Origin of the sequence: Pseudomonas maumuensis, assembly GCF_019139675.1 — a bacterium.
Lineage (GTDB): Bacteria > Pseudomonadota > Gammaproteobacteria > Pseudomonadales > Pseudomonadaceae > Aquipseudomonas > Aquipseudomonas maumuensis.
Genome location: NZ_CP077077.1, coordinates 2,168,419 through 2,186,494 on the forward strand (window position 1 = coordinate 2,168,419; position 18,076 = coordinate 2,186,494).

At 65.5% G+C, this 18,076-nt stretch carries 14 protein-coding genes; 7 read left to right on the top strand and 7 right to left on the bottom strand.

What is annotated here, in order from left to right; genetic code table 11:
- Window positions 1–20: 20 nt before the first annotated feature.
- Both KSS90_RS09990 and KSS90_RS09995 read left to right on the top strand, forming a co-directional pair.
- The gene (locus tag KSS90_RS09990) at window positions 21–365 is read left to right on the top strand and encodes a hypothetical protein (protein ID WP_217869225.1); all 345 of its coding nucleotides are present in this window, start codon (window positions 21–23) and stop codon (window positions 363–365) included.
- Between the two features lie 100 nt (window positions 366–465).
- The gene (locus tag KSS90_RS09995) at window positions 466–2,658 is read left to right on the top strand and encodes an OsmC domain/YcaO domain-containing protein (protein WP_217869226.1); all 2,193 of its coding nucleotides are present in this window, start codon (window positions 466–468) and stop codon (window positions 2,656–2,658) included.
- Window positions 2,659–2,705: 47 nt separating this feature from the next.
- Here KSS90_RS09995 and KSS90_RS10000 read toward each other — a convergent pair whose 3' ends face one another.
- Genes KSS90_RS10000 through KSS90_RS10010 form a run of 3 tightly spaced genes read right to left on the bottom strand, consistent with a single transcriptional unit; the run spans window position 2,706 to window position 6,136 of the window.
- On the bottom strand, window positions 2,706–3,878 hold the full coding sequence (locus KSS90_RS10000; RefSeq protein WP_217869227.1) for an ATP-binding protein: 1,173 nt from the start codon (window positions 3,876–3,878) through the stop codon (window positions 2,706–2,708).
- A 5-nt stretch (window positions 3,879–3,883) separates the two neighbouring features.
- Window positions 3,884–4,573, bottom strand: coding sequence for a response regulator transcription factor (locus KSS90_RS10005; RefSeq protein WP_217869228.1), 690 nt, complete (start codon window positions 4,571–4,573; stop codon window positions 3,884–3,886).
- Window positions 4,574–4,630: 57 nt separating this feature from the next.
- Window positions 4,631–6,136: an MFS transporter gene (locus KSS90_RS10010; RefSeq protein WP_217869229.1), complete on the bottom strand. Its 1,506-nt coding sequence runs from the start codon at window positions 6,134–6,136 to the stop codon at window positions 4,631–4,633.
- Window positions 6,137–6,246: 110 nt separating this feature from the next.
- Between KSS90_RS10010 and KSS90_RS10015 the strand changes: the two genes are divergently transcribed.
- The gene (locus KSS90_RS10015; protein ID WP_217869230.1) at window positions 6,247–7,155 is read left to right on the top strand and encodes a LysR family transcriptional regulator; all 909 of its coding nucleotides are present in this window, start codon (window positions 6,247–6,249) and stop codon (window positions 7,153–7,155) included.
- On the opposite strand, the gene KSS90_RS10020 is transcribed toward KSS90_RS10015, so the two are convergent.
- From KSS90_RS10020 to KSS90_RS10030, 3 genes are all read right to left on the bottom strand, one after another.
- On the bottom strand, window positions 7,145–7,624 hold the full coding sequence (locus KSS90_RS10020) for a cysteine hydrolase family protein (protein WP_217869231.1): 480 nt from the start codon (window positions 7,622–7,624) through the stop codon (window positions 7,145–7,147). The genes KSS90_RS10015 and KSS90_RS10020 overlap by 11 nt on opposite strands.
- A 97-nt stretch (window positions 7,625–7,721) precedes the next feature.
- The gene (locus KSS90_RS10025; RefSeq protein ID WP_217869232.1) at window positions 7,722–9,008 is read right to left on the bottom strand and encodes a Zn-dependent hydrolase; all 1,287 of its coding nucleotides are present in this window, start codon (window positions 9,006–9,008) and stop codon (window positions 7,722–7,724) included.
- 85 nt (window positions 9,009–9,093) lie between these two features.
- Window positions 9,094–10,584, bottom strand: coding sequence for an NCS1 family nucleobase:cation symporter-1 (locus tag KSS90_RS10030; protein ID WP_217869762.1), 1,491 nt, complete (start codon window positions 10,582–10,584; stop codon window positions 9,094–9,096).
- A gap of 614 nt (window positions 10,585–11,198) precedes the next feature.
- On the opposite strand from KSS90_RS10030, the gene hydA reads away from it, so the two are divergent.
- The 3 genes from hydA (at window position 11,199) to preA (ending at window position 15,475) form a co-directional block, all read left to right on the top strand.
- Window positions 11,199–12,638, top strand: coding sequence for a dihydropyrimidinase (hydA, locus tag KSS90_RS10035; protein WP_217869233.1), 1,440 nt, complete (start codon window positions 11,199–11,201; stop codon window positions 12,636–12,638).
- Between the two features lie 194 nt (window positions 12,639–12,832).
- Window positions 12,833–14,200 (top strand): NAD(P)-dependent oxidoreductase, encoded by a 1,368-nt coding sequence (locus KSS90_RS10040; RefSeq protein ID WP_217869234.1) that lies wholly within the window; start codon window positions 12,833–12,835, stop codon window positions 14,198–14,200.
- Entirely contained in the window at window positions 14,201–15,475 is a 1,275-nt protein-coding gene (gene preA / locus KSS90_RS10045; RefSeq protein WP_217869235.1) for an NAD-dependent dihydropyrimidine dehydrogenase subunit PreA, read from the top strand.
- 44 nt (window positions 15,476–15,519) lie between these two features.
- Here the strand turns inward: preA and KSS90_RS10050 are convergent, their stop codons facing one another.
- A complete protein-coding gene (locus KSS90_RS10050; protein WP_217869236.1) occupies window positions 15,520–16,428 on the bottom strand; it encodes a LysR family transcriptional regulator in 909 nt (302 codons plus the stop codon).
- A gap of 324 nt (window positions 16,429–16,752) precedes the next feature.
- On the opposite strand from KSS90_RS10050, the gene KSS90_RS10055 reads away from it, so the two are divergent.
- Window positions 16,753–17,994, top strand: a complete 1,242-nt coding sequence (locus KSS90_RS10055) for an ATP-grasp domain-containing protein (protein WP_217869237.1) — start codon at window positions 16,753–16,755, stop codon at window positions 17,992–17,994.
- Window positions 17,995–18,076 lie beyond the last annotated feature (82 nt).

Sequence of the window (18,076 nt, forward strand, 5' to 3'; positions counted from 1 at the left end):
TGTATCCGTAGGAGAGGCCCATGCGCAGACTCTGGCAAAAGTACCTGGCACTGCTCGACGCCGACCTCAGCGCCAAGGTGTTCGACAACTTGAAGAACCTGCTGGTGTGCGCGCTGCTGTTCGCCGCGGGCACCGAGGCGATTCACGGCGACCAGCAGATCCTGCTGGGCTTGTGGGTGTCGAGTTTCACCGGCTGGGGGCTGATCCTGGTGTCGGCGCTGCTGTTGCTGTTGAACGTCAGCGACACCTTGCACCGGCTGGCCAAGCTGCCGTATCACACGGCGCTGCAGGTGATCCTGTGCGTGCTTTACCTGGTGCTGGCTTCGCGGGTGGTCGAGATTGTGTGGAGCTTTCGCGCGGAGTAGGGGCTGCCGTTGCCGGTCGTCCGGCGGTATGCCAAGACATTCGCCGGCGAATCCCGGATAATACCCGCCATTTTCCGCCCCGCTTCCTGGTACCCCCCGCATGGAAATCAAGGTCAATTTTCTCGACAACCTCCGTCTCGAAGCCAAGTTCGACGACTTCACGGTGATCGCCGACCAGCCGATCCGCTACAAGGGCGACGGCTCGGCCCCGGGGCCGTTCGACTATTTCCTGGCTTCGTCGGCCCTGTGCGCGGCGTACTTCGTCAAGCTGTACTGCCAGACTCGCGATATTCCGACCGAAAACATTCGCCTGTCGCAGAACAACATCGTCGACCCCGAAAACCGCTACAACCAGATCTTCAAGATCCAGGTCGAGCTGCCCGAGGACATCTCCGAGAAGGACCGCCAGGGCATCCTGCGTTCCATCGACCGCTGCACGGTGAAGAAAGTGGTGCAGACCGGCCCCGAGTTCATCATCGAGGAGGTCGACAACCTCGACGCCGATGCCCAGGCATTGCTGATGCCGGTGTCCGACACCAGCACCTACATCCCCGGCAAGGACCTGCCACTGGAGCAGACCATCGCCAACATGTCGGCGATCCTCGCCGGCCTCGGGATGAAGATCGAGATCGCCTCGTGGCGCAATATCGTGCCCAATGTCTGGTCGCTGCACGTGCGCGACGCGCAGTCGCCGATGTGCTTCACCAACGGCAAGGGCGCGACCAAGGAAGCGGCGCTGGCCTCGGCGCTGGGCGAGTTCATCGAGCGGCTGAACTGCAACTTCTTCTACAACGACCAGTTCTGGGGCGAGGACATCGCCAACGCCGCGTTCGTGCATTACCCCAACGAGCAGTGGTTCAAGCCCGGGCCCAAGGACGCGCTGCCGGTCGAGATCCTCGATGATTACTGCCTGGAGATCTTCAACCCCGATGGCGAGCTGCGCGGCTCGCACCTGTACGACACCAACTCGGGCAACAAGGAGCGCGGTATCTGCTCGCTGCCGTTCGTGCGCCAGTCGGACGGCGAGACGGTGTACTTCCCGTCCAACCTGATCGAGAACCTATACCTGAGCAACGGCATGAGCGCTGGCAACACCCTGGCCGAGGCGCAGGTGCAGTGCCTGTCGGAGATCTTCGAGCGGGCGGTCAAGCGCGAGATCCTCGAAGGCGAACTGTGCCTTCCGGACGTGCCGCAGGAGGTGCTGGCCAAGTACCCGGGCATCGTCGCCGGCATCCAGGGGCTGGAGGAGCAAGGCTTCCCGGTGCTGGTCAAGGATGCGTCGCTGGGCGGTGAGTTCCCGGTGATGTGCGTGACCCTGATGAACCCGCGCACCGGCGGCGTGTTCGCCTCGTTCGGTGCCCATCCGAGCTTCGAGGTGGCGCTGGAACGCAGCCTCACCGAACTGCTTCAGGGCCGCAGCTTCGAGGGCCTGAACGATCTGCCGCAGCCGACCTTCGACAGCCTTGCGTTGACTGAACCGAACAACTTCGTCGAGCACTTCATCGACTCCAGCGGCGTGGTGTCGTGGCGCTTCTTCAGCGCCAAGGCCGACTTCGAGTTCGTCGAGTGGGACTTCTCGGGCCACGGCGAGGACTCCAACCAGCAGGAGGCGCAGACGCTGTTCGGTATCCTCGAGGGCCTGGGCAAGGAGGTGTACATGGCCGTGTACGACGACCTTGGCGCCACCGCTTGCCGCATCCTGGTGCCGGGTTATTCGGAGATCTACCCGGTCGAGGACTTGATCTGGGACAACACCAACCGGGCGCTGGGTTTCCGTGCCGACATCCTCAACCTGCACAAGCTGGACAACCGTTCGCTGAAACTGCTGCTCAAGCGTCTGGACAACGCCGAGGTGGACGACTACACCACCATCACCACGCTGATCGGTGTCGAGTTCGACGACAACACGGTGTGGGGCCAATTGACCATCCTCGAACTGAAGCTGCTGATCCACCTGGTGCTGCAGCGCTTCGAGGACGCCAAAGAACTGGTCGAGATGTTCCTGCAGTTCAACGACAACACCGTCGAGCGCGGGTTGTTCTACCAGGCGCTGAACGTGGTGCTGGAGGTGGTGCTGGACGATGAGCTGGAGATGGCCGACTACGAGGCCAACTTGCGCCGGATGTTCGGCAACGAGCGGATGGACGCGGTGCTGGGCTCGGTGGACGGCAGCGTGCGCTTCCATGGCCTGACGCCGACCAACCTGCAGCTCGAAGGGCTGGACCGCCACCTGCGCCTGGTGGAGAGCTACAAGAAGCTGCACGCGGCACGGGCGCGGGCGGCTGGCCTCTGAGACGAGGCGATAGTCAAACCGCTCCTGCAGGGCAACGCGTGGAGGCTTCAGACCGTCGCGACCAGGGGCAATGTCACCCGCAGCGCCAGCCCGCCCTCGGCCCGGCGTTGCGCCGCGATGCGTCCGCCATGTGCCTCGCAGATGGCCTGGGCGATCGACAGGCCCAGGCCGCCACCGCCGCTGACCCGTGCCCGCGACTGTTCCGCGCGCCAGAAGCGTACGAACATGTTGCCCAGGTCCTTCTGGTCGACCGCCTGGCCCCGATCAAGGAATTCCAGCTGCACGCAACTTTCGGCCTGGCGCACGGCGATGCTGAGTTCGCGGCCGTCGGAGGCGTACTTGAGGGCATTCTCGATCAGGATGTTGATCAGCTGGCCGACCCGCGCTGGGTCGGCCTCGATCACCACGGCATCGGCCAGCGCTGTGTGCAACTGCATGCCGGCGGCCTCGAACTGCGGCGCGAACCAGGCCAGGCGTTCCTCGACCAGCCTGGCCGGGGAGAATGGGCTGATGTGCAGAGGCAACTGCCCGGCATGGGCCAGGGACAGCAGGTGCAGGTCGCCCACCAGGGTGTTGAGGTTGTACAGCTGGTTCTGCACCAGGCGCAGTTGCTCCGGGCTCAGCGGGAACACCTCGTCGAGCATGCCCTGAACCCGGCCCAGGGCGGCATTGAGCGGGGTGCGCAGTTCATGGGCCAGGTTGGAGCTCGATTCGGCCACTTCGCTTTCGTACAGCGCCAGGCGCTCGACCAGCTTGTTGAAGTCGGTGCATAAGCGCTGCATCTCCTTGGGCTGGCGCGGGTGCTGGCTGACCCGCACGCTTAGGTCGCCCTCGGCCACTCGCCGCGCGCCTTCGGCGATCTGGCGGAACTGCCGCGACAGTGGCCTGGACAGGTACAGACCGACCATCAAGGTGAACGGGATGACCACGATGACGAAACCGTATAACACCATCCAGTCGATGCTGTTGCCAGGGCCGGGAAGAAAGTCGTGGATGTCGTAGTAGGTCTGCAGCAACTGCCACAGCCTGGACTCGTTGCGCGGCACGTCGGCCAGGCTGGCCAGCAGCGCGGCGCGGTCTTCGGGCCGCATCGACTGCAGCACCAGGTAGTCGCTGATCCAGAAGTACAGGTACATGCACAGGGTGATGGTGATCACCGCGCCGACTGCGAGCAGGGTCGTTCTCAGGCCGACCCAAAGCCATAGCGGACGTTTGCGCATGGCACTCAACGGAACCGGTAACCCACGGAGCGCACTGTCACCAGCACGCGGCTGACGCCCAGGGCCTCGAGCTTGCGCCGCAGGTTATGCACGTGGGTGTCGATGATGCGTACCAGGGCATCGCTCTCGGGCATGCACAATTCCAGCAGTTCCTCGCGGCTGAAAGCCTTGGCCGGGGTGCGCAGCAGCGCGGCGAGCAGGAGCAGTTCCGAGCGGGTCAGGTCGAGCGTGAGATCCTCGCCGTCCTGGCCGCGCACACCGGCCACGCAACGTTCGGCGTCAACCCATACGCCTTGACATTCGAGGCGCTGGCGGCTGTCGGCCGGGCCGCCGTAGCGGCGCAGCACCGCGTGTACGCGTGCCACCACCTCCTTGGGGTTGCACGGCTTTACCACGTAGTCGTCGGCGCCGTAGCGCAACGCGCCGATCTTGTCCGGCTCGTCGCCGATGGCGCTGACCATGATCACCGGTGTGTCGGCGCCGCGGCGGATTTCGCTCAACAGTTCCGGCCCGGAGAGTTTCGGCAGCATCATGTCCAGCAGCACCAGCGCCGGGGTGCGCTGGCGGAACAGGGCAAGGCCGCGGGCGCCGTCCTCGGCGATGTCCACTTCGAAACCGTCGCGCTTCAGATAAGCCTCGAGGATGCTTGCGCCATCGGCGTCGTCCTCGACGATCAGTATGCGCTTGGGGGTCATGGGTTACCTCGACGATTTCGCTGCTGGGCCGGATGGCGGCGCAGCTTAGCATGGGATTCAGCCTTGCGAAGTGTCGGGGCTGGCCACTGCCGGCAGGGGGCTGCGCAGCAGCAGGAAGGCTGTGGCCGCTGCCGCCAGGGTGATGCCGATGAGAATCCACAGCAAGCTGTTGAAGCCTTGCAGGTAGGCCGCGCGCAGCAGGGCAGGGTCCAGCCCTTGGAGGTGGCCGAGGTCGCCCAGCGCCAGCCGTTGCGCCAGCTCGCCGTCGAAGCCTGGCGAGGCCAGTCGTCGCAGCCTGTGGTCGACCAGTGCCGTGAGCGCGGCCAGGGTCAGGGCCAGCGCCACCCCTTCGCCGGCGACACGCGTGGTGTTGAAGATGCCGGCGGCCATGCCGGCCTGCGCCTTGGGCACGACACTCAACGCCAGCCCGTCCATCAGCCCCCAGGGCAGGCCGCTGCCGGTGCCGATCAGCAAGAGGGCCAGGCACAACCGCAGGTGCTCGCCATCGCCGGCCTGCGTCAGCATGTATAGGCCCAGCGCGGCCAGCAGGAAGCCGGCAGTGCAGAGCGTGCCGGCGCTGACCCAGCGGTTCAGCCAGGCGGCCAGCAGCGGTACCACCAACATCGGCGCCGACAGCGCCAGCAGCAACAGGCCGCTGCGCAGCGGTGTCAGCCCTTCGACGCCGATCAGGCGCAGTGGCAGCAATACGATCAGCACGATGTAGCAATAGCAGGTACCGATGGGCAGGCTCTGCACGCCGATGAAGCGCCCATGTCTGAATAGTCGCAGGTCGAGCATAGGTTGTGCGCTGCGCAGCTGGAGGAGGACGAAGGTCGGCAACAGCAGTAGCGCCCCAGCCAGCAGCCCGAGGATCAGCGGCGAGCGCCATCCCTGCTGCGGGCCGAGGATGACGGCGCAGGTGAACAGCACCAGCATGCCCGTGAAGCTCGCCACGCCGGGGATATCCAGGCCCTGGGCATCCGGATTGGCGCTCTCGTCCAGGTGGCCGTGGGCGATCCACCAGGCCAGTGCGGCCAGCGCCGCGCTGGCGAGGAAGATCGCCCGCCAGCCGAAGTGTTCGATCAGCAGCCCGCAGAACAGTGGGCCGAATGCCAGGCCGATACCGAAGGTGGTACCCAGGAGGCTGAAGGCGCGGGTCCGCGCCTGACCTTCGAAGGCCTGGGCCAAAGCCGCGCTGCCACTGGCCAGGGCCGCAGCGCCGGCGATGCCTTGCAGGGCCCGCAGTAGGTCGAGCCAAAGTATGTCGCGGGCGTAGGCCAGCAGCACACCGAGCACCACGAAGGCCTGCAGGCCGAGAAGGAACAAGCGCTTGCGGCCATAGCGGTCGGCCAGCGCGCCGGCGGCCATCAGCAGGCTGCCGAAGCCGAGCATGAAGGCATTGGTGATCCAGGCCAGCGCCGAGGGGCTGGCGGCGAAGGCTTGGCCGATGGCCGGAGTGGCCACGGCGCCACCGGTGAAACTCAGGGGTAGCACCAGGGCGGCCAGGCAGATTGCCGTGAGCACCTGACGATGGCCGGAGCTGGAGGGGGTAGTTTGATCCATTGCGGGCTCCTTGCGCTTGTTGCACTGTGGTGCGTTAAATCTAGATGGGCCTTAATTTTGGATAAACAGGCCATGCTTCCGCTCACAGTGGACAAAAAGGATCTAATCCCATGGACAACCTCAACGGCTTGCTCGCCTTCGTCAGGACCGCTGACTGCTTGAGCTTCGTCGGCGCCGGCCGCGCTTTGGGGCTCTCCGCTTCGGCGGTGGGCAAGGCCGTGGCGCGGCTCGAGGCTGCACTGGACGTGCGGCTGTTCCAGCGCAGCACACGCAAGGTCAGCCTCACGGCCGAAGGTGAACTGTTCTACGAGCGTTGTCGGCGCATCCTCGACGACCTGCAGGACGCCGAGGCCATGCTGTCCCACGCGCGGCAGGTGCCCCGTGGCCGCCTGCGGGTGAGCCTGCCGACCATCGGCTACCGCTTCCTGTTACCGTTGCTGCCGGCGTTCCGCCGGGCCCATCCGGAGATCGAACTGGAGCTGGACTTCAACGACCAATTGGTCGATTTGATCGAGGAAGGTTTCGATGTGGTGATCCGCAGCGGCGGGTTGGCGGATTCGCGGTTGATGTCGCGTCGCCTCGGCCCCTTCCGCTTCGTGCTGTGCGCCGCGCCACATTACCTGCGGCGCAAGGGCCGGCCACGTAGCCTGGAAGAACTGGAAACCCACGACTGCTTGCGCTACCGCTGGGTGACCACCGGCAAGATCATGGACTGGACCCTGAGCGCGGACCCCGCCATCACTCGGCTGCGGCTGCCAGCGGCACTGGTCCTGAACAACATGGAGGCCTTGCTCATGGCCACCCTCGATGGCCATGGTATCGGCTACATGCCGGACTTTCTCGCCCATGACGGCCTGGCTTCAGGCGCGTTGGAAACGCTGCTCGACGAACACATGCGGGATCAGGGGCAGTTCTGGGCGCTGTGGCCGTCGAGCCGGCACCTGTCGCCGAAGATCCGGGTGTTCGTCGACTTCATTGCCGAGCGCATGTTCAAGGGGCAGGGCGCCCTCAGCCCTTGAGCCCGGCCAGCACCTCGGCGGCGGTGGTGACGTGGCCGAAGTGGTGTTTCCACAGGTCGATGCCCAGTTGTCCGGAGCGATCGAGCGAGGAACCCATGGTCAGGTCGGTGACCAGGGTCGGCGTCAGGCCGGCATCGAACAGGGCGAAGCCGGCGGCCAGCACGCAAGTCTCGGTCTGCAGCCCGCAGACCAGCACGCGCTCGACGCCGAGGCGCTTGATGTAGTCCAGTGTCTCGGCGGTCTGGCCGTAGCCATGCTTGACGAACACTTTGTCCGCTTCGACCAGGGCCACATCCTCGCTGGCCGGGTGCCAGCCGAGCTGGCGCTGGAACGGGGTGACCTGCTCGTCATGCAGCTCGATCGACGCGATGGTGGGGATGTGCGCCGAAAGCACGCGGATGCCATCCACCAGTTTCTCGGAGGGGCTGAAGGTGGATTGCACATCGACGATGAGCAGGACTTGCTGCATGGCGGATTCCCGGGCGAGGTTCGAAGGCTGGCGAGTATACCGCCGCACGCGGAAAGTTTGCGTCAAGCCCCAGCTCGCCCGGTCCTGTCATCGCCTGCTAGGCCGCCAACCGCCCCCCGGCGATCGCCTCCGACGCCGCCAGCATTGCCCGCAGCAGCACCGCGCAACCGGCCGCGAGGTCTTCGGGGGCGGCGTTCTCGATTTCGTTGTGGCTGATCCCGCCTTCGCAGGGCACGAAGATCATCCCCGCCGGGCCTAGTTCGGCGAGGAAGATCGCGTCGTGCCCGGCGCCGCTGACGATGTCCATGTGCGCCAGGCCCAGGTTGCGCGCCGAATCGCGCACCGCCTCGACGCAGCCTTTGTCGAAGTACAGGGCGGGGAAGTCGGCGGTGGGCACCAGCTCGTAGTCCAGCCCATGCTTGGCCGTGGTGGCTTCGATCACCTGGCGCACCTCGGCGATCATCGACTCCAGCCGCTGGCCTTCGAGGTGACGGAAGTCCAGGGTCATGCGCACTTCGCCGGGGATGACGTTGCGCGAGCCGGGGTAGGCCTGCAGGCAACCGACCGTGCCGCAGGCGTGGGGCTGATGGGCGAGGGCGGTGCGGTTGACCGCCTCGACCACGGCGGCGGCACCGACCAGGGCGTCCTTGCGCAGGTGCATCGGAGTGGGGCCGGCATGGGCCTCGACACCGCGCAGGGTCAGGTCGAACCACTTCTGGCCGAGGGCACCGAGCACCACGCCGATGGTCTTGTGTTGGTCCTCGAGGATCGGGCCTTGTTCGATGTGCGCCTCGAAATAGGCGCCGACCGCGTGGCCGGACACCACGCGGCTGCCGGCGTAGCCGATGGCGCTCAATGCCTCGCCGACGCTCACGCCCTGGGCGTCGCGCTTGGCCAGGGTTGCCTCGAGGGTGAACTTGTTGGCGAATACCCCCGAGCCCATCATGCAGGGGGCGAAGCGCGAGCCTTCCTCGTTGGTCCACACCACCACTTCCAGCGGCGCCTCGGTTTCCACGCCGAGATCATTGAGGGTGCGGATCACCTCGAGCCCGGCCATCACGCCGAAGCAGCCGTCGAACTTGCCGCCGGTGGGCTGGGTGTCGATATGGCTGCCGGTCATCACCGGCGGCAGCTTGGCGTTGCGCCCGGGGCGGCGGGCGAAGATGTTGCCGACCGCGTCGATGCTCACCGTGCAGCCGGCTGCCTCGCTCCACTGCACGAACAGGTCGCGGGCCTGGCGGTCGAGGTCGGTCAGCGCCAGGCGGCACACGCCGCCCTTGGGCGTGGCGCCAAGACGGGCCAGGTCCATCAGCGATTGCCACAGGCGGGCACTGTCGATGTGGCGTTGGCTGGATTGCAGGATTTCCTTGGCGGGGGTGGTCATGGGTGTCTCCTCAAGGCTGTCGTTCTTGTATGGCCTTAGCGGCCTGATCGCGGGGCAAGCCCGCGCCTACAGGTTCGATGGAGCGTCAGGGCAGTGGCTTGGCCAGGCGCGACGGACCGCGCACCGCGATGCCGCCCAGGGCGTAGTAGAGCCCGCCGCCGAGCAGCGAGCCGGTGAACCAGCCGTAGTCGTAGAACCAGCTGAAACTGCTGTTGCCGATGGCGGTCACGGTCAGCGCCACTGGCACACCGAAGGCGATGAATCCGGCCCAGTTCCAGGCCGGGTACACGTCGTCGCGGTACAGTCCGGCCAGGTCCAGCTGCTGGCGGCGGACCAGGAAGTAGTCCACCACCATGATTCCGGCGATCGGCCCGAGCAGGCTCGAGTAACCCAACAGCCAGTTGGAGTACACGCTCTCCAGACTCAGGTCGGAGACGATCCAGCCGAGCTTCTTGAGCAGCTCGTGGCCCATCAGCGCCAGGCCGATGAAGCCGGTCAGCCACACCGCGCGGCTACGCCCGATCAGGCGCGGGGCGATGTTCTGGAAATCGTTGGTGGGCGAGACGATGTTGGCCGCGGTATTGGTCGACAACGTGGCGATGATGATCAGCGCCATGGCCAGCGCCACCCAGCCGGGGCTTTGGATATGGCCGATCAGGCTGACCGGATCGGACACCGTCTGGCCCACCAGCGAAGCGGAGGCCGCAGTCATGATCACGCCCAGCGAAGCGAACAGGAACATGGTCAGCGGCAGGCCGAAGATCTGCCCGAGAATCTGGTCCTTCTGGCTTTTCGCATAGCGGCTGAAGTCGGGGATGTTCAGCGACAGCGTGGCCCAGAAACCGACCATGGCGGTGAGCCCGGCGCAGAAGTAGCCGACCACGCTGGCGCCCTCGGGGCGTTTTGGCGGCTGCGCCAGCAGCTCGCTCATCGACATGTGCGGCAGCGCCCAGAACAGCAGGCCGACACCGACCGCCACCAACAGGGGCGCCGACAGCGTCTCCAGCCATTTGATCGATTCGGCGCCGCGCAGCACCACCCACAGGTTCAGCGACCAGAACAGCATGAAGCCGATCACCTCGCCGGTACCGCCCAATGCCTTCCACTCGGGGAACAACGAGCCGAGGAACAGGTGGATGGCCAGCCCGCCGAACATGGTCTGGATCCCGAACCAGCCGCAGGCCACCACGGCGCGGATCAGGCACGGCACGTTGGAGCCGAAGATGCCGAACGACGCGCGTAACAGCACCGGGAACGGGATGCCGTATTTGGTCCCGGGGAAGGCGTTGAGGGTCAGCGGGATGAGCACGATGAGGTTGGCCAGCAGGATCGCCAGCAGCGCCTCACCCACGCTCAGGCCGAAATAGGCGGTGAGCACGCCGCCAAGGGTGTAGGTGGGCACGCAGATGGACATGCCCACCCACAACGCGGTGATGTGCCACTTGTTCCAAGTGCGCTGGTGTACCTTGGTCGGGGCGATGTCGTGGTTGTAGCGAGGGCTGTCGAGGACGTCGCTGCCAGCGTCGAGCTCGAACAGGCCATGCTGCTCGACCACTTGCGATCTGCTCTGTTGCATGGGGTTCTCCAGGTCTTTTTTCTTGTAGTTGTCGCTCATCGGGCTGAGGCGATGGCCGGAGTACACACACCACCAGTACTGCACCTCCGGCCCGGCCAGGCGGTTGTGGCCTGCGTTTTCAAAAAACGTGCCGGGAAAGCCCACGGCTTCCCGGCGGGCCGCCGCCGACCGGAGGTAACTCACTGACTTGCAGGGCATTCATTACCACGGCAGACGAAGCGCGAGCCCATGCGTATGCCGTCTGTCTGGCCGGTCCATCACCCGCGTGATTCAAACGGGTGCAACCTGGAAAACCACCGGCGCGACCTGCGCCATCCAACCAGTAAACAAACACCTGATTTTGCGTAGAAAATCTTGACCAATTTGGCTTTCTGTCAAGTGCGTCAAAATGGTGAAGGGGTGTCGCTTTTTAGTGAGCTGATAAATAAATCGATAAAAATCAATTGCTTAGTGTTTTCAATGGATGCATATATTTTTTCTTGATCAATATCCGATCAGATACTAGCCTCGATTCTTGTCAGGCCTGACAGGATTTCTCGAATTCGCCTCCAGCGCCCGGCTCACACAATTCCAAGAACCGGCCAGAAGACCGGTCAGCCTGCGAGGAAGACGGCATGTCCCTGTTGATCCGTGGCGCCACCGTGGTTACCCACGAAGAGAGCTACCCCGCCGATGTCCTGTGCGCCGATGGCCTGATCCGCGCCATCGGCAAAGACCTCGAAGCCCCCACCGACTGCGAGATCCTCGACGGCAGCGGCCAGTACCTGATGCCAGGCGGCATCGATCCGCATACCCACATGCAGTTGCCGTTCATGGGCACGGTGGCCAGTGAAGACTTCTTCAGCGGCACTGCCGCTGGCCTGGCCGGCGGCACCACCTCGATCATCGACTTCGTCATCCCCAACCCGCAGCAGTCGCTGCTCGAGGCCTTCCACACCTGGCGCGGTTGGGCGCAGAAGAGCGCCAGCGACTACGGCTTCCATGTCGCCATCACCTGGTGGAGCGAGCAGGTCGCCGAAGAGATGGGCGAGCTGGTCGCCCAGCATGGGGTGAACAGCTTCAAGCACTTCATGGCCTACAAGAACGCGATCATGGCCGCCGACGACACCCTGGTGGCCAGCTTCGAACGCTGCCTGCAACTGGGCGCGGTGCCCACGGTGCATGCCGAGAACGGCGAACTGGTCTACCACCTGCAGCGCAAACTGCTCGCCCAGGGCCTGACCGGCCCCGAGGCCCATCCGCTGTCGCGTCCGTCCCAGGTCGAAGGGGAGGCCGCCAGCCGCGCCATCCGCATCGCCGAAACCCTTGGCACGCCGCTGTATCTGGTGCATGTCTCCAGCCGCGAGGCGCTGGACGAGATCACCTATGCCCGGGCCAAGGGCCAGCCGGTGTACGGCGAGGTACTGCCGGGGCATCTGCTGCTCGACGACAGCGTCTACCGTGACCCCGACTGGGCCACCGCCGCCGGCTACGTGATGAGCCCGCCGTTCCGCCCACGCGAGCACCAGGACGCGCTGTGGGGCGGCCTGCAGTCGGGCAACCTGCACACCACGGCCACTGATCATTGCTGCTTCTGCGCGGAGCAGAAGGCCATGGGCCGCAACGACTTCAGCCGGATCCCCAACGGCACCGCCGGCATCGAGGACCGCATGGCGGTGCTGTGGGATGCCGGGGTGAACAGCGGGCGCCTGTCGATGCACGAGTTCGTCGCGCTGACCTCCACCAACACCGCGAAGATCTTCAACCTGTTCCCGCGCAAGGGCGCGATCCGTGTCGGCGCCGATGCCGACCTGGTGCTGTGGGATCCGCAGGGCAGCCGCACCATCAGCGCCCAGACCCACCACCAGCGGGTCGATTTCAACATCTTCGAAGGCCGCACCGTGCGCGGCATCCCCAGCCACACCATCAGCCAGGGCAAGGTGCTCTGGGCCGATGGCGACCTGCGTGCCGAGCCGGGCGCGGGGCGTTACGTGGAGCGTCCGGCGTATCCGTCGGTGTACGAGGTACTGGAGCGGCGGGCCGAACGGCAGAAACCGACGCCGGTTCAGCGCTGAAGCAGTTGGGGCTGCTGCGCAGCCCTATCGCCGGCAAGCCGGCTCCCACAGACGTACCGCAGCCCCCTGTGGGAGCCGGCTTGCCGGCGATAGGGGCGCTTTGCGCCCCCGACAACAAAGGTAGATCTCCATCCCCAGAACGGACCGGCGGCTGACCACCGCCGCCTCCAATAAAAACGAGAGAGGCTACAACCGTGATCGATGCCCTGAACCACTTGCCGCGCCCCCGCGCCGGCGCCGACCAGCTGGCCGAGGCCTTCAGCGACCTCGCGCCCCCGCTCACCGCCCGCCAGGCCGCAGTCGAGAGCGCGCGTTGCCTGTACTGCTACGACGCGCCGTGCGTCAATGCGTGCCCCAGCGAGATCGACATCCCCTCGTTCATCCACCGCATCAGCGACGACAACCTGCAAGGCGCCGCCGAGCGCATTCTCTCGGCCAACATCCTCGGCGGCAGCTGTGCCCGGGTCTGCCCCACGGAGATCCTTTGCCAGCAAGCCTGCGTGCGCAACAACGCCCAGGAGTGCGCCCCGGTGCTGATCGGCCAATTGCAGCGCTACGCCCTGGAGCATGCCGGCTTCACCGAGCATCCGTTCCAGCGCTCGCCGGCCAGCGGCAAGCGCATCGCGGTGGTCGGCGCCGGCCCCGCCGGGTTGTCGTGCGCGCACCGGCTGGCCATGCACGGCCACGACGTGGTGATCTTCGAGGCGCGGGAAAAGGCCGGCGGTCTCAACGAATACGGCATCGCCCGCTATAAGCTGGTGGACGACTACGCCCAGCGCGAAGTGGAGTTCCTGCTTGGCATCGGCGGGATCGAGATCCGCCATGGCCAGCGCCTGGGCGGCAACCTGTCGCTGGCCGAGCTGCATGGCCAGTACGACGCGGTGTTCCTCGGCCTGGGCCTGGGGGCCGTGCGCCAGCTGGGCCTGGCGGACGAAGACGCGCCGGGCCTGCTCGCTGCCACCGACTATATCCGCGAATTGCGCCAGGCCGACGACCTCGCCCAGCTGCCGCTGGCTGACCGCTGCCTGGTGCTCGGCGCCGGCAACACCGCCATCGACATGGCCGTGCAGATGAGCCGTCTGGGCGCCCGCGACGTCAACCTGGTGTATCGCCGCGGCGAGGCCGACATGGGCGCCACCGGTCACGAACAGGAAATCGCCAAGCACAACCAGGTACGTCTGCACACCTGGGCCCGGCCCGATGCCGTGCTGCTGGATGATGCCGGGCGCGTGCGCGGCATGCGCTTCGCGCGCACGCAATTGATCGACGGACGCCTGGGCGATACCGGCGAAACCTTCGAGCTGGCCGCCGACGCAATCTTCAAGGCCATCGGCCAGCGTTTCGATGAGCAAAGCCTCGGCGATCCGCTGGCGGCGCAACTGGCCCGCGACGGCGAGCGCATCCAGGTGGACGCGCACATGCGCACTTCCATCCCCGGCATCTATGCCGGCGGTGACTGCACCGCGCTGGGCCAGGACCTCACCGTCCAGGCCGTGCAACATGGCAAGCTGGCCGCCGAAGCCATCCATGCCCAACTCATGCTCAACGTGGAGGCTGCGTAAATGGCCGACCTGTCCATCGTATTCGCCGGCATCAAGGCACCCAATCCATTCTGGTTGGCCTCCGCGCCCCCTACCGACAAGGCCTACAACGTGGTCCGCGCCTTCGAGGCAGGCTGGGGCGGCGTAGTGTGGAAGACCCTCGGCGAGGACCCGGCGGCGGTCAACGTGTCGTCGCGCTACTCGGCGCACTACGGCGCCAACCGCCAGGTGCAGGGCATCAACAACATCGAGCTGATCACCGACCGTTCGCTGGAGATCAACCTGCGCGAGATCACCCAGGTGAAGAAGGACTGGCCCGACCGGGCGCTGATCGTGTCGCTGATGGTGCCCTGCGTCGAGGAGTCGTGGAAGTTCATCCTGCCGTTGGTGGAGGCCACTGGCGCCGACGGCATCGAGCTCAACTTCGGCTGCCCCCACGGCATGCCCGAGCGCGGCATGGGCGCCGCCGTCGGCCAGGTGCCCGAGTATGTGGAAATGGTCACCCGCTGGTGCAAGACCCATTGCACCCTGCCGGTGATCGTCAAGCTCACCCCCAATATCACCGACATCCGCCAGTCGGCGCGGGCCGCCCACCGCGGTGGGGCGGACGCGGTGTCGCTGATCAACACGATCAACTCGATCACCAGCGTCGACCTCGACCGCATGGTCGCCCACCCGATCGTCGGCGACCAGAGCACCCATGGCGGCTACTGCGGGTCGGCGGTCAAGCCGATCGCCCTGAACATGGTCGCCGAGATCGCCCGCGACCCCGAGACCCATGGTCTGCCGATCTGCGGCATAGGCGGTATCGGCACCTGGCGTGACGCCGCCGAGTTCATCGCCCTGGGCAGCGGCGCGGTGCAGGTGTGCACTGCAGCGATGCTGCATGGATTTCGCATCGTCGAAGACATGCAGGATGGCCTGGCGCGCTGGATGGACCAGCATGGCCACCGCAGCCTCGAGGCGTTCCGTGGCCAGGCCGTGGGGCACACCACCGACTGGAAGTACCTGGATATCAACTACAAGTCGGTGGCGCAGATCGACCAGGACGCCTGCATCGGCTGCGGGCGTTGCCACATCGCCTGCGAGGACACCTCGCACCAGGCCATCGCCAGCGCCCTGAAGGCCGACGGCACCCACGCCTACAGTGTGATCGAGGCCGAGTGCGTGGGCTGCAACCTGTGCCAGATCACCTGCCCGGTGGAGGGTTGCATCGAGATGGTGGCGCAGGACACTGGCAAGCCGTACATGAACTGGACGCAGGATCCGCGCAATCCCTATCGCGAGGCGGGTTGAGGGCGGAGGGAGGCCGGCCTCACGCAGCGCTCCGAAGTTTTCGTCTAGCCGTACAGGCCGGCGTGCGGGGTCTGCCCGATCATCTCGAGGAACGCCTGCACCAGCGGGCTGCGATCATGCCGGCGGGTCAGCACCAGCAACGGCGCGCAGGCCTCGGGTTCGGCCAGGGGCAGGTAGGTAACGTCATGCCTGCCCAGGTTCCGCGTGCAGTGCGGTACCACCGCGACGCCGCGGCCCGCGGCCACCAGGGCGATGATCGAGGTGATCTGCCTTCCGGCAGGCCCCAGGCGGGGCCGCACGCCATGCCGGCGGTAGAGTGGGTCCAGGATCTCGTACAGACCCGAGCCGTAGTCGCTGGGGAAGGTGATCAGCGGGTAGGCACTCAGCTCGGCCAGGCTCACCTGTTGCCGGCGGGCGAGGGGATTGGCGCTGGCCACGGCTGCCACTAGCGGCTCGCTGCCCAAGCTCAACACCTGTACCCGCGCATCGTCGTCGGGGGGCGGCAGGCGGCTCATGGCGATGTCCAGGCGGCCCTCGACGAGTTGTGGCAACAGGGTGCTTGAGGCGCCTTCCTCCGCAGTCAGCTGCACATCCGGATTGGCCGAGCAGAATGCCTGGATGGAGTGGCTGAATACTTCCGACAGGGCGATCGAGCTGGCATGCCCCAGCGCCAAGTGTCCGGCAGCTCCGGCTGCCAGCTTGGCGCTGATGGCGGTGGTCAGGTCGACCTGCTCCAGTACCGAGCGGGCATATGGCAGAAATTGCCGCCCCTCGGCGGTGAGCTTGACATTGCGTGTGCTGCGATCGAACAGGCGAAAGCCCAATTCGCTTTCCAACGCCGATATCTGCCGGGTCAATGGCGGCTGAGCCATGTGCAGCCGCGCCGCGGCCCGACCAAAGTGCAATTCCTCGCTGACCAGCAGAAAACAGCTTAGGCGACGTAGGTCCATCATCTTCGTCCTTGAGGTGTCAGTCAGTCGGTCGGAAATACCATTGGATCCAATTTCCGGCCCATCATATAAGGCAGCGGGAAAGCTTGACGAGAGGGCTGGGATGCTTTTGCTGCGTTGTCTTCGAAACATCCTGTTACTTGGCCGATGTGCGGTATGCCGGCAGCGCTGACGAGGCTGATGGGCCTCGCAGCATCTTGACCTTGCAAGTATCAATGGCGACCGAATCGGTATTGGCATTTCCTCTGGTTTGATTTGCAGAATCCAGATCAATCGCCCCCTGATCGGGGGATATTCACGACAATGTCGTCATGCAAGGAACGCCTTATGCAGCTCATCGTTTTCTGCCCGCCGAAGATCATTCTCCAGCACGACGCAGCCAGCTGGGCCGCCGCGCTGGGCGAGGGAGGGTTGCTGCTGAGCTGCAGCTCCCGGGCCCGGGAAATCACCACGCACCTCGGCGAGCAGGTGGCATACCGGCTGTTCGACAACTTCAACGACAATGCCCTGGTCGAAGTGGATGTGCATGAGCTGGCCCGCGAATTGACGGCGCCGTTGTGCGTGGCCCTGGCCGAGATCGATGTGCTGCGGGTCGCACGGATCAACGACCGCCTCGGTGTCAGCACGGGGGCAGAGGGGCGGGCGATGTTCTACCGCGACAAGTTCTTCATGAAACAGCGTACCCACGACCGTGGCCTGAAGATCGCCGAGATGGCACCGCTGCCCCATGCCACCGAAGCCCTGCGTTTCAGCGAGGCGCACGGTTTTCCGGTGGTGGTCAAGCCGCGCGACGGACGTGGCTCCAACGGTGTGGAAGTTCTTCGCGACCTGGCCCAGTTGCGCACGTGGCTGGCCCGGCAACCATCGACCACCTTTCACAATCTGATGATCGAACGCTTCGTGCGCGGCAGTCATTACATCGTCAACGGCTTGTACATCGACGGCAAGCCGATCCTGGTGTCACCGGTGCGGGTGATGACCTCGGCGCTGGATTTTCTCGGCGGCAAGTCCCACGACCTGCACATGCTCGATGCCGGCAACCCGATGCGCGATCGTCTGGTGCGCTATGCGCGGACGCTGGTCGAGGATGTGCTGCCCTCCGAGCCGACCATGCTTTTCCACCTGGAATTGTTTGTCGACCAGCAGGACGAGATCGTCCTGTGCGAGATCGCCTCGCGTCTGGGCGGGGTGTTCTTCAATCAGGAGATCACCCATGCCTGGGGCCTCGACCCGCGCATGGCATTCCTGCGGGCGCTGCGCGACCCGGACTATCGTCCGGCGGCGATGAGCGAGCCGCGACAGATGGTCGGGCATATCAGTATTCCGCCACGGGTAGGCCTGCTGCGCGACGTGCCGACCGAGTGCGCGCTCGACGACGTGCTGGAGCACCGCATCTCGGCAAGCCGGATGACCACCTACCGTTCGATGGAGTTCACCAACTCGGAAATCTTCAACGCCATCGTCGCGGGGCGTGACGAGCGCGAACTGCAACTGCGGCTCGCCGAGGTGGAGCGCTGGTTCCATGACAGCTGCGATTGGGCCGGCATCGAAGCCGCCACCCCGGCCTGAGCCTGACCTCGTTCGATTTTTTCCTTCATTGCCGACGCCCTCCGGTAAAGGGGGCGTCGGTTCGCAGACAGGTGAGCCAGCC